The following is a 12,242-nucleotide window of genomic DNA, read 5'->3' as shown; positions in this document are numbered from 1 at the left end:
TCCTTTAATTTTTGACACAACGAACGTTGAGTTTAAGGTCTAGAACATTTGATTTGAGTGTTTTGTAATTGGTGTTCCAAAAGTCGATTATTAGGGTTGGAAAATAACCCGTATTATTCAGTAGTCTTGCTGATGAACCGAAAAAAACGGAATAGAAATTGGATTGTCTGAGAGGAGTGTTATCGTAGATGTAATCGCTGTTTACATCAAAGGTGATGTCTCCTTTTGTATCGCAACTGACCTCTTCGAGTTCTTCGGGTGAGCCTGTTTTGCAAGTAGAATAATTTTCATTTATTTGTGCATAAGCAAATGCAATGAAGTGTGCGTATGGTACAAAGGAGTTATGATTTGTTGCAATGGGCTCGAAAAATGTAGGTATTGCTCCGAATTCGATGTTGTCTTCTAGTATTCTATTAGTAAAGTAGATTTTGTTCCAATCTTTGCTGTATAAGTTGCTAGGTGAACCTACATATTCAAGAAGAGCTTTCCATTCTTTAGTATTTGGAATATGCCAACCTTCAGGACAGATTCCTTGATAAATGATTTCTTTCCTGTCTAGCACCGCTTCGTAATGTTGAATGAATGAGCTGTCCTTTAGGACTAAAGCTTCTTCTCGTGTATAAATGCCTTTTTGGTGTTCTTCGTTTTGTGTTGCTGAATCACCAGCAAATTGAAGATTTTCTGCCATCCATTCATAAGTTTCCCCTTTAAAGGTGAAACTTGTTGTTTTGTAGGTTTTGCCATCTCTAGGGTCGGTCATGGAGCCTGTTTGGTGTTCTATCTTCTTTGTTGAATTTTCGAATTGTTCGCCATAAAGGAGAAACCATTTTTTGCCTGTACAAATCGCGTATTCGTAAGCGAAGGATATGTCTGTTTCAGGGGCGGTTGGTATACTTATTATTTCTATGGGAATTGCAAATTGCAGCTTGGTGTATTGGCCAAGATTATCTTGGGTACATGTGCCGAGATTTTCGTAACGACTTAAGACGTTTGTTGCGTTCTCTTTTTGGAATACGAACGAGTATGCGGCTATTTTTTCTGTTAAGCTGTTGTTAAGGATTCCGTCTGTCGCGAAATCGTTGGCGATGCTGTCGATGAGTGCTTTTACTTCTTTGCAGGAGAAACTGTAATCTCTGTGAACGGTTTTGGAAATCGAGATATACTCTCCGATGTAGAAGTTTCTATCCACCATTTCGCTGACTTCGTACAAAATACGATCTTCTTCGGTTTGTCCGTTAATGTCAAGGTCTTCTGCGGAGTGCTCGTGTTTTTCGTAACCGAATTGGGCGAATATTTCTTTTTCGGCTTGAGTTTTGGCGGCGTTGAATGACATCCCGGAGTTGACGAGGTTCAAAATGCGTGGGTATTCAAAGTGCGTGAACAAGTTGATGTTCGTGGAATTGCGATTGCTAATGTCGCTTGCTGCATTTAGAGAAATGGAGCAGTCCGAAAAACTTTTCGTAAATTCTCTTTGGTAGAATCCTTCGGCGGTCAGTAATGCGTATTGGCTTTCGAGATTGATGTTCTCAATCTTGAATTCGCCGGCATCGTTTCGAATGGTGGCGTAAAACTCCTTGCCGGTAGGGGTGAGGCTTCCGTCTTTGTTTGTTTCTCTGAGGTATACGCTGGAACCCTTTGCAAACGGGCCTTTTTGCGAAACGCCTTCAATGGTCTTGTTGTTGATGGCCACGCCTTCGGTTTCTTCGCTGATTCCGCCTGCGGTGTCGCGGCCTCCACAAGCACAAATGCTTGCGATAATTGCAAGTGCATTAAAAAGTTTTAAGGAAAATCGTTTCATATTCTAAACCTCGCTGCTCGACGGATCTTCTGTAGGTTGCTTCTTAATTGTCTTTGTTAAAGGGAACAGTTGCACGTTGAGTCTGCAAATTTTTTCGACTTCGTCTTCGGCAGAGACAATTGCGAAAATTTTTCGACGACACTCTTTCAGTTCTTCCATGACTTGGTTGTAACTTTTTTCGGTAACGCCCATGGTGAGACCGCTGAAGAATCTTTCCGAGATGGGGAGGTCATCGAATGCTTGCAAGGCAAATTCGCCCATTTGCCGTATCAGCGAATGAACGGGGATAGAGACAAAGTCTAAGCGCCCCGTTGAAATTAGTTTGTCGGTTTGATGGTAATTGCCGTTTTCGTCTACGGTCAAAAAATTGTTCTTGACAAGGAAATTTAAACTGTCGCTTATTTCGGCTGCAGTGACCGGGATGCGGATGGCTTTGGCAATTTCGAGAGGCTTTGCGCCTGGCATGGCGGGGGCGATTTCGCGAACAACGGAGTGAATCCAAGATTCGTAATAAGAGTAAGATTCGCTGCCGAGCAATTTGACATTATGCGCTGATGTGATTTGCTGGATTTCTTCGAAGCATTTCTTTTTTTGATTGTCGTTTTTGGCGTTCTCGTATCGGACAAGCAACATGAAGTAGTCGTATTCAAAACTTTGCAGTTGCATGGCGATGGCGGTCTTGTGAGCGCCCTCTTCTACAAGGCGTGTTTTGTGGTCGCTGACGAGTTTGAGGTAAGATCCGGATGCAAAACCAGCTTGTTTTGCAAACTCTCTCCACGTGAAGGCTGATGTGCGCTTCTTTTCGGTGTAGAAGTCCAGGATGTATTGGTGGTAATCCTGGTATTCGATTACGGATTTAAGCATGCTGAAAAAATACACAAAATGCTTGTGGAAAACAATGCGTAATAAAACAAAAATGCTTAAAAATAAGCAATTTAAATGTTTTTACTGTGTTCTGAAATGAAAATTTTGATTATATAAAACAAAATCGGCGAGATATAAAACAAAACCGTTTTGGAACGTATTTTGCAGTATATCTGGCTGGATGTTTTTATTTCGCGTTACTGCGGAGGCAGAATGCCATGATGGCGAATGCGCCTGCGACATTCATGCTTGCCTTGCGGCCTGCCATTGGAATGGTCACTTTCATGGTTGCTTCTGCCATGATTTCCGGGGCGATGCCGAGTTCTTCGTTGCCGAGGACGATGAGTCCTTTTTCGGGCCACTTTACGTTGTTTATGCTCGGGATGTCTTCGCCGGTTTCAAGGGCGATGATTTCGTAGCCGTTTTCCTTGTGCCATTTAATGCAGTTGAAGGGGCTGTCCCAGCGCTTGATGGGGATCCATTCCTGGCAACCACGGGCGGCGCTTTTGACGGTCACGTGGTCGGGGCTGCAACTGTAGCCACTGAGGTGCACGCCTTCGAGCCCAAAGCAGTCGGTGCTGCGGATGATGGAACCCACGTTGAATGCGCTGCGCAAATTGTGCACGAGCACGGCGAATTGGATGGGCTTCTCGTTTGCGACTTCGCGGTCACCCGGTTCCTGTTCCAAGTACACGTCGCGTTCAAAGCCAAGCCCTGCGCGGGTGCGGAACGTCTTGTACAAGTCAATCATTTGCGCTTGGTTTTTGCCTGTTAATCTCTCGGATTCGGGCAGGTGGAGCCATTCGGTGTAGGTCTCGAATTCACGGCGGGCGCGGGGAACATCGTCGCCTAACTGCAAGATGATTACTCGTAAAAGTTCAGCAAGCCTCTTGAATTTTGAGGGCTCTTTCATGGCTAAAAATTTAGGTTCTGTGTACATGTTTTCAATGATAGAAAATTACCCTTTAAGCGGCTAAAAAAAGGCTTTTTTACGAGTGTTTTTAGGGATTTTGAAACAGTTTTTCCACCCATTTTTCTAAATTTCGTATAAATGGAAAAAATACGGAAAACTAGGGTTTTAATCACTAACGACGATGGCGTTGGTAGTGTCAACTTGCATGCTCTTGCTCTAGCTTTGAGCGAGGTTTCCGATGTCTATGTTTTTGCGCCTGAAGACGAACAGAGTGGTGTCGGTCACGCCTTTACGATTCGTCGCGGGTTGCGCGTCCAGCATATCGAAGCTGTCCCGGGGAAGGCGAAGTTGCCGTATGAGGTTTTCTCGGTTTCGGGTACTCCTGCGGACTGCGTAAAATTTGCCATAGGGCATTTTGCCAATTACGGACTTGATGATAACACGATTGTTCCCGAAGGCTTTGATGTGTGTTTTTCGGGAATCAATGTGGGCGAAAATTCCGGTGTGTCGTCGCTTTATTCGGGGACGGTTGCCGGTGCTCGTGAAGCCGCCCTTTGGGGTGTGCCTGCGGTGGCGCTTTCGCTGCGTGGATTGAAAGGCAACCTGTTGCAGGTGGCGATTGATTTTGCACGCAAGATTGTTTCTGAGAACCTGTTCAAGAAAATTTCCAAGGGCGTGTTCTGGAATGTGAATTTCCCGAAAGTCAAGGACGATGAATTCCTTGGATTCAAGGCTTGTACGATGGACAGTGGAATGTTTACCGATCACTATGATCACAAGGATGGCTTGTGGTTTTTGGATGGCGAAAAGCTGTGGTCGAAGGCTCCTGAGGGTTCGGACGACAACTTGCTCGATAAGGGCTATGCGACAATCACACCGCACCGCATAGACCAGACCGATGAAAAAAGTTTAGAAGTGATAAGTGAAATGCTGGGAAGTGATGATTTTACTTCCCACTAATTTGAGGTTAACTAATGTCTGAAGAAATGGTACCTGGATCGCAGTTCAAGAGTCTTGTCGAACAAGACATGCAGGACTGCTATCTTCGCTACTCGATGAGCGTTATTGTCGCTCGTGCATTGCCGGATGCGCGCGATGGCTTTAAGCCCGTGCACCGCCGCGTGATGTACAGTATGCACAAGTTGGGCGTGGTTCCGAATAAGGGAACGGTCAAGTCCGCCCGTATCGTGGGTGATGTTATCGGTAAGTACCACCCGCATGGTGACGTTGCTGTTTACGATACTCTTGCCCGTATGGCGCAGGATTTCTCGTTGCGCTATCCGCTGGTGTTTGGTCAGGGAAACTTCGGTTCTATTGATGGTGACAGCCCGGCTGCCATGCGTTATACCGAAGCGAAGATGAACAACCTTGGCGCCCTTATGCTCGAAGATCTCGAAAAAGAGACGGTCGACATGGGCCCGAACTACGATGAATCGCTCGAAGAACCGCTGGTGCTCCCGTCTGCGCTCCCGAACATGATTGTGAACGGAACATCGGGTATTGCAGTAGGTATGGCGACGAATATGGCTCCGCACAACTTGCGCGAAGTCGGTGCCGCTATCCATGCTTTGGCTGAAAATCCAGACTTGACTGGCGAAGACCTCATGGAATATGTGAAGGGCCCGGACTTCCCGACAGGTGCTATTGTCTGTGGCCGTTCTGGCATTCGCGAAGCTTACCTCACGGGTCATGGCCGTGTGCGTGTGCGCGCCCGTACCGAAATTGAAACGGATGCAAAGGGCAAACCGCGTATCATCGTCACCGAAATTCCGTACATGGTGAACAAGGCCGAACTCTGCAAGAAGATTGCAGACCTCGTCCGCGACAAGCGTATCGATGGCATTACGGACATCCGCGATGAATCGAGCCGTGACATCCGCATTGTGATTGAACTCCGCCGTGATGCTGTTGGTGAAGTTGTCTTGAATAACTTGTTCAAGTACACGCAGCTGCAGACGACGTTTAGCATTTACAACTTGGCACTCGTCAATAACCTCCCGAAGCTCCTTACGCTCAAGGATCTTTTGCAGGTCTACATTGACCACCGCCTCGATGTGATTACGCGTGCAACGCAGTTCGACTTGAAGAAGGCTGCCGCTCGCCTACACATCATTGAAGGTTTACGTATTGCAACGCAGAACATCGACGAAGTCGTGAAGATTATTCGCCAGAGCAAGACGACCGAAATTGCAAAGCAGAGCTTGCAGGATCGCTTCTCGCTCGACGAAATCCAGTCTCAGGCAATCGTTGATATGCGCCTTGCTCAGTTGGTCGGCTTGAATATCGAAAAGTTGGAAGCCGAATACAACGAACTCATTGCAACTGTTGCTGACTTGAAGGACATCTTGGAAAAGCGCGAACGCCGCGTTGCCATCATGCTCCAGAAGCTCGATGCTGTTGTTGACAAGTATGGCGATGAACGCCGTACGACGATTGGCGAAGCTATTGACGATAGCGATGACGAAGACCTCATTGCCGAAGAAGAACAGGTCATCACGCTCAGCAAGGAAGGCTACATCCGTCGCCTCCCGATTGATACGTTCAAGGCTCAGAACCGCGGTGGTAAAGGCATCATCGGTGCAGGCCTCAAGGACGAAGATAACGTGGAGCAGATCTTCACGGCTAGCACGCACAGCTACTTGCTCGTGTTTACGAACAAGGGCCGTGTCTACTGGACGAAGGTCTACCGCTTGCCGGAAGGCGCCCGCAATGGCAAGGGCCGCCCGATTGTGAACTTTGTCGCTCTCACGGAAGGCGAAAAGGTGCAGGCGATTGTGCCGGTGCGCAAGTTCGGTGGCTACTTCTGCCTCGTGTTTGCGACCAAGAAGGGTATCATCAACAAGATGGACCTCACGCTGTTTAGCCGTCCGCGCAAGGCTGGCGTCAATGCCATTAGCCTCGATGAAGACGATGAATTGGTCAAGGTCCAGCTCGTGGGCATGTCTGCTGAAGAATACGAAGCGAGCAAGAATGCCTCTGATGACGATTCCGCAGAAGCCGTTGAAAACGCCGCTGAAGCTCAGGCTGCCGAAGCCGCTATTGCCGAAGAATCTGAATCTGGCGATGCCGAAGACTTCGCCAACCGCCCGATTCCGAAGGATCTTTTGATGATTGCGACTAAGAACGGTCAGGCCGTCACGTTCCCGATTAGCTGCTTCCGCGCTATGGGTCGTGGCACGCACGGCGTGAAGGGCATTACGCTCGCCGAAGGCGACGAAGTCATTTCGCTCCTGTGGCTCAAGGCCGGCAACAAGATTTTGACCATCACCGAAAAGGGTTATGGCAAGCGTTCTGAACCGGGTTCTTACCGTGTGACCCGCCGTGGTAGCAAGGGTGTCCGCAACTTGAACGTTACAGACAAGATTGGTGCCGCCGTGTTCGTCGAAAGCGTTGCTGACGATTACGATTTGATCATCACAAGTAAGGATGGTCAGGTCATCCGTATCAAGGCTGCCGATATCCGCCTCACGGGCCGCAATGCCCAGGGAGTCAAGGCAATCACGCTGCGCGATGGCGATGTCGTGAAGGATGCAACTGCACTCCCGAGCGTCGAAGATATCGAACAAGATAGCGCCGATGCCAAGGAAACTTTCGACAAGGTTAAGGGCGTAGAAGTCGATGACGATTCCGTTGTCAAGGATGATGCCGAAAAGCAGGAAATCGGCCCAACGGAAACCGAAGAATAATCGTGAACCTTGTAACAGTGGAACGTTAGTTCCCGAACGTCGCTTTAGCCTCTTCCTGGAGTTTCCGGGAAGAGGCTTTTTTTATGCCGAGCGGGCGTGCCGTGAGCAACAAAGCCCCAGTTCTTTTGAACTGGAGTGGTTGCGAGTGTGAGGCGAGTACGGAGTCTTGCATTTCAGGAGAGCCGAGCGGTCGTATCCGTGAGCCCGAAGTGACCCGTGTTGACGGGTCGTGAAGGCGAGAGCGAGGCGAGTACGGAGTCTTGTATTTCAAAAGAGCCGAGCGGTCGTATCCGTGAGCCCGAAGCGACCCGTGTTGACGGGTCGTGAAGGCGAGAGCGAGGCGAAGACGAAATTTTTGATTGCAACAGAGCCGAGCGGTCGTATAATGTAAACTTATTGTCGTTGTTTTTCTAAACAACAAACATTTGTTTAATGTCGGTCTTTTTTCATCTGCCGCTCATATATTATGTTCAGCATAATAAAATGTGAGGAGTATCATTATTATGAAAAAAATTTCTAGTGCAGCCAAGATTGGGTTAGTCCTTTCGTTTGGACTTGCTTCTGGTGCTTTTGCCCAGGATTTCTGTACCAATGCTCAGCATTCCGGTCAGAAAGTGACGATTACCTCGAACCAGACTGGTAAAATCGGCGATATCGGTTACGAACTTTGGGATGAAAACGGCCATGGCGGTAGCGCTACGTTCTATAGCGACGGTTCCATGGACTGCAATATCACTGGTGCTAAGGACTATCTCTGCCGTGCGGGCCTTTCCCTCGGCAGTAACAAGACCTACAAGGAACTTGGTGGTGATATGATTGCCGAGTTCAAGCTTGTGAAGAGCGGTGCCCAGAATGTGGGTTACTCTTATATCGGTATCTATGGCTGGATGGAAGGCGTTTCTGGAACGCCTAGCCAGTTGGTCGAATACTACGTGATTGATAACACCCTCGCCAATGACATGCCGGGTAGCTGGATTGGTAACGAAAGAAAGGGTACCATTACGGTTGACGGCGGTACCTATACTGTTTATCGCAATACCCGTACAGGTCCGGCTATTAAGAACAGCGGTAACGTGACGTTCTATCAGTATTTCAGCGTGCGTACCTCGCCTCGCGATTGCGGTACCATCAATATTTCTGAACACATGAGACAGTGGGAAAAGATGGGTCTCACCATGGGTAAGCTCTACGAAGCTAAGGTGCTTGGCGAAGCGGGTAACGTCAATGGCGAAGTTCGTGGCGGTCATATGGACTTCCCGCATGCCAAGGTCTATGTGAAAAACGGCTCTGATCCGGCTTCTTCCTCTTCTGTGAAGTCCAGCTCTTCTACAGTAACGCCAAAGTCCAGCTCTTCGAAGGGTAGTGGCGTTGGTCCTGTTGTCAGCACTGAATTCTGCAAGGATGCTCAGCACACTGGCGATAAGAAGACCGAAAACGGCAACAAGGTGGGCTCCATCAACGGAATTGGTTATGAACTTTGGTATGACCGTGCAACGTCCGGTTCGGCAACGTTCTATTCCGATGGCTCTATGTCTTGCTCTTTCCAGAACGCTGGTGACTATCTCTGCCGTTCGGGCCTGTCATTCAATAGCGACAAGACCTACAAGGAACTTGATGGCGATATGCTTGCTGAATACAAGCTCGTGAAGCAGAATGTTAATGGCGCTGACTACTCCTATGTGGGAGTCTATGGCTGGATGGAAGGCGTGCCGGGAACGCAGAGCAAGTTGGTGGAATACTATGTGGTCGATAACTGGTTGAGCCAGTACCGCCCGGGTGACTGGGTTGGCAACAAGAAGTATGGTACATTCACGATTGACGGTGCCGAATACGATGTCTATCGCAACACTCGTACAGGTCCTGCAATCAAGTCTAGTGGCAACGTCGAATTCTACCAGTATTTCAGCGTCCGTAAGCAAGCTCGTGATTGTGGCGTCATCAACATTTCCGCTCACATGAAGAAGTGGGAAGAACTTGGCATGACGATGGGTAAGCTCTACGAAGCCAAGGTGCTCGGCGAAGCGGGCAGCAATGGCGGTGGCGTTTCTGGTACGGCAGACTTCCCGCATGCAAAGGTCTACGTGGCAAAGGATGAACCGGTGTCTAGCTCTTCTGAAGCAAAGGTTGAATCTTCTAGCAGCCAAACGATTGGTCTCATTGCTGCACCGAAGATGGAACTCAAGAGCGGAAACTTCCAGGTGTTCGACATGCAGGGCCGTTTCCTCGGCACTGTGAAGCTCGACGCTATCGCCTCTGCTGCTCAGGTTCTGAAGGCTAACTTCAAGAACTCCGGTATCTACATGGTGAAGCAGGGCAACTTTATGCAGCGCGTCGCCGTGAAGTAACAAGTCTCTCCTCCTAAAGACTGTAAAAACGCTCCCCGTCGGGGAGCGTTTTTGCATGTTGTGCAATTCCGCGTGATGCTTGAGTGCGCGCCTCGGAAATGCCGCGAGATTTTTTTTGGGGGGAGATGCCGCGCGTCTCACGCACAAAAAAAACGCGAGTCCCGCAACGGAACTCATGTTATTACTTTGTCTAAAGTCGAAGATTACTTAAGATTACTTCTTAGATTTCCGTGAGCAAAAAGCGACCCGTATTAACGGGTCGTGATTGACGCTTTCAGCGTCCGCGGCTTTACTCGGTCATGAAATTATGCAAGCATAATTTCGCGACGCTCGTTTTGCACGCTTTTGCGAGAGCAAGCGCTCTGAAGGATTTACTTCTTAGCTTTAGCGCTTGCGGTCTTTTTCGGGGGATGTGCCGAAATTTTCTTCACGCTCTTGTCTTCTTCCTTAGCAGCCTTTTCTGCTTCCTTGAACATGGCTTCGACCTGTTCGAGAGCGCCGTTCGGATCTTCTTCGATGATTTCAGAAGCTTCGTCCACGAGTTCAGCGAATTCGTCGTACCAGTCAGCGAAGATTTCGACTTCGAGGTGGTCCACACCCGGAACCGTCAAGCGCACGCCACAGCATTCGCCAACGCGGTCGAGGAACTTTGCAATTTCCGGACGGAGGAGAGAGAGGTCAAGACCGTCGAGGTCTTCCGGTTCAAGGAACACGCCGTCGACCTTGTCGTCGTCAGCCTTCTTGGACTTCTTCTTGTCGCCCTTCTTGCAGTCGCAGTTGTCACCGCAGCCGCAAGTGCAGCTACCGTCAGCGCCGTTCATGGCGAGGTATTCTTCGTCATCGATGCCGCTGTCGTAGTAGAATTCGTCGTCTTCCAGATAAAGTGTTTCAACGAAGATTCCCTTTGCGCCGAGAGTCTTGGCTGCTGCCAAGAATTCCTTGAGGTCGCCACCGAAGTAGCGAGTAGCTTCGGCTTCTTCGTTCAGAGTCTGCACCGGAATCGGGAGAAGCTTCTGCTTCTTGATGTGTTCGCAGACCAAGTCGGTAACGGATTTTTCATTCTTAGCCATTGTGATTCTCCTGTTAAAAAGTCTTCCTACTGCCTATTAGGCGTGATACTTCTTCAAGCTCTGGGCCTTCTCGTCGATGAGCTTCATGATGCGAGCAACAGCGTCAGCACCGTTAGCCGTGTCCTTCACGCTTACGAGCGGCTGGAACAACGGGCTGTTGAAGAGCGTTCCGAGAGGAATCGGGTTCTTGCGGCAGAACGTGGCGTCGATGTAGTCACGAGCTTCCTTCTGCAAGTTGTGAGCCTTGTCCTTGTCGCCAGCCTGGAAAGCCTTGTAGAGGTCAACGAAAGTCTTGCAAGCTTCCGGGATGTTGCCCGTTGCGCTCACGATACCCGTGCCGCCCATTTCAAGGAGGTCAGCAAAGAGACCGTCTTCACCACTCATCACAGCGAAGTCCTTGCCCTTCGTTTCCTTGATGACGCGCATCGTGTCTTCGTGGAACTTTTCGCCAAAACCAAATTCAACCGCCTGCTTGAGACCGATGATGTTCTTGTCTTCGGCAAGAGCAATCAAAGTGTCCGGATGCACATAGCTGGAGGTTCGACCCGGAACGTTGTAAATAACGATCTTGGCACCCGTTTCGCTACTGAGTGTCTGGTAGTGCTTGAGCAAGCCTTCCTGCGGCGGATTGTTGTAATAGCCTGTAACGCAGAGGACTGCCACCGGAGCAATCTTCAAAACGTTTTCGATCATCTCGATAGATTCGCGCGTGCAGTTGGAGCCTGCGCCTGCAATCACAGGGACGCGACCGTCAACGTAGTCGAGCGTGAACTTAATGATATCCAAGTGCTGCTGCGGAGAGACCGTTGCACTCTGGCCCGTCGTCACGGCGGGGAGCACACCACTAGCACCAGCTGCAATAACATCGTCAATCATCTGCCCCATCTTCTTATAGTCGATGGAGTTGCGAAGGTTCTTAGGATCGTCGTTCTTGAGCGGGGTGAACAACGCGGGGAAAACACCAGTAAGTTGAGAAGCGTTTGTAATTTGCATAGTAACCTAAATATAGTATTAGAAGAATGACAAAGAACAAAATACGAGCGAAAAATGTAGTGATTTTAAAGCCCTGTAAATCAAGAGATGTAGCTTGAAAAACGTCATTGCGAGGAGCGAAGCGACGCGGCAATCTAGTTAAGGTTGGTGGGGGAGGATTGGACTAAAGTCCCAACTGTTCGGCTCGATCATGTCAGCCCGTAAACGGTCTGTCGCGATACTCGCCGTAAGCAGTTGTCCCCTGATTGCAGCCTTGCCCTCCTCGTCATCCTGAGCGAAGCGAATGATCCAGTTAATTTTTAACACAGGGCAAGTCTTCCATCACCCCCTCGAAACGGGGACTCAGACGCCGCCCCCGTAACGCCCCGACTTGATGTTGAGAATTTGTTCAAAATCATTTGGCAAAGACCGCCTTTTTCTGTGTTTAAATCATTTTACGCAAAAATCAAAAAAAATTTGGAATAATTTCTTGAAAAACGCGTGTTAATGTAATAGGTGGGGAATGATCCTTGCCGTTATATGAGGATTTAAAATGACAAGAGATGAATTTGCGCTTTTTCTTAAAGGACTCAA

At 48.9% G+C, this 12,242-nt stretch carries 8 protein-coding genes; 3 read left to right on the top strand and 5 right to left on the bottom strand.

Annotation, left to right across the window (positions count from 1 at the left end; translation table 11 throughout):
* Positions 1-4: 4 nt before the first annotated feature.
* From BUC30_RS14110 to BUC30_RS14100, 3 genes are all read right to left on the bottom strand, one after another.
* Complete coding sequence (locus BUC30_RS14110; RefSeq protein WP_073442864.1) at positions 5-1,798, bottom strand: FISUMP domain-containing protein; 1,794 nt, start codon at positions 1,796-1,798, stop codon at positions 5-7.
* A gap of 3 nt (positions 1,799-1,801) precedes the next feature.
* Complete coding sequence (locus BUC30_RS14105) at positions 1,802-2,662, bottom strand: TIGR02147 family protein (protein WP_073442862.1); 861 nt, start codon at positions 2,660-2,662, stop codon at positions 1,802-1,804.
* Positions 2,663-2,849: 187 nt separating this feature from the next.
* Positions 2,850-3,575, bottom strand: a complete 726-nt coding sequence (locus tag BUC30_RS14100) for a TrmH family RNA methyltransferase (RefSeq protein ID WP_244536664.1) — start codon at positions 3,573-3,575, stop codon at positions 2,850-2,852.
* 138 nt (positions 3,576-3,713) lie between these two features.
* Between BUC30_RS14100 and surE the strand changes: the two genes are divergently transcribed.
* From surE to BUC30_RS14085, 3 genes are all read left to right on the top strand, one after another.
* Entirely contained in the window at positions 3,714-4,535 is an 822-nt protein-coding gene (gene surE / locus BUC30_RS14095) for a 5'/3'-nucleotidase SurE (RefSeq protein WP_073442858.1), read from the top strand.
* Between the two features lie 14 nt (positions 4,536-4,549).
* Positions 4,550-7,261, top strand: a complete 2,712-nt coding sequence (gyrA, locus tag BUC30_RS14090) for a DNA gyrase subunit A (RefSeq protein WP_012820205.1) — start codon at positions 4,550-4,552, stop codon at positions 7,259-7,261.
* A gap of 503 nt (positions 7,262-7,764) precedes the next feature.
* Positions 7,765-9,606 carry a glycoside hydrolase family 11 protein gene (locus BUC30_RS14085; protein ID WP_073442856.1) on the top strand — a complete coding sequence of 614 codons (1,842 nt, stop codon included), beginning with the start codon at positions 7,765-7,767 and terminating at the stop codon, positions 9,604-9,606.
* A gap of 371 nt (positions 9,607-9,977) precedes the next feature.
* Here the strand turns inward: BUC30_RS14085 and BUC30_RS14080 are convergent, their stop codons facing one another.
* The gene (locus BUC30_RS14080) at positions 9,978-10,676 is read right to left on the bottom strand and encodes a hypothetical protein (RefSeq protein WP_012820203.1); all 699 of its coding nucleotides are present in this window, start codon (positions 10,674-10,676) and stop codon (positions 9,978-9,980) included.
* Positions 10,677-10,712: 36 nt separating this feature from the next.
* Positions 10,713-11,669: a 4-hydroxy-tetrahydrodipicolinate synthase gene (dapA, locus tag BUC30_RS14075; protein ID WP_073442854.1), complete on the bottom strand. Its 957-nt coding sequence runs from the start codon at positions 11,667-11,669 to the stop codon at positions 10,713-10,715.
* Positions 11,670-12,242: the final 573 nt, after the last annotated feature.

This window comes from Fibrobacter sp. UWB7 (assembly GCF_900142945.1).
In the GTDB taxonomy this organism is placed as follows: domain Bacteria; phylum Fibrobacterota; class Fibrobacteria; order Fibrobacterales; family Fibrobacteraceae; genus Fibrobacter.
This window is presented reverse-complemented; position numbering and strand designations above follow the sequence as displayed.

What these genes read in the sequence shown, in the direction of transcription:
- BUC30_RS14110 (WP_073442864.1), bottom strand. Translation starts at nt 1,798, where the DNA reads ATGAAACGATTTTCCTTAAAACTTTTTAATGCACTTGCAATTATCGCA.
- BUC30_RS14105 (WP_073442862.1), bottom strand. Translation starts at nt 2,662, where the DNA reads ATGCTTAAATCCGTAATCGAATACCAGGATTACCACCAATACATCCTG.
- BUC30_RS14100 (WP_244536664.1), bottom strand. Translation starts at nt 3,575, where the DNA reads ATGAAAGAGCCCTCAAAATTCAAGAGGCTTGCTGAACTTTTACGAGTA.
- surE (WP_073442858.1), top strand. Translation starts at nt 3,714, where the DNA reads ATGGAAAAAATACGGAAAACTAGGGTTTTAATCACTAACGACGATGGC.
- gyrA (WP_012820205.1), top strand. Translation starts at nt 4,550, where the DNA reads ATGTCTGAAGAAATGGTACCTGGATCGCAGTTCAAGAGTCTTGTCGAA.
- BUC30_RS14085 (WP_073442856.1), top strand. Translation starts at nt 7,765, where the DNA reads ATGAAAAAAATTTCTAGTGCAGCCAAGATTGGGTTAGTCCTTTCGTTT.
- BUC30_RS14080 (WP_012820203.1), bottom strand. Translation starts at nt 10,676, where the DNA reads ATGGCTAAGAATGAAAAATCCGTTACCGACTTGGTCTGCGAACACATC.
- dapA (WP_073442854.1), bottom strand. Translation starts at nt 11,669, where the DNA reads ATGCAAATTACAAACGCTTCTCAACTTACTGGTGTTTTCCCCGCGTTG.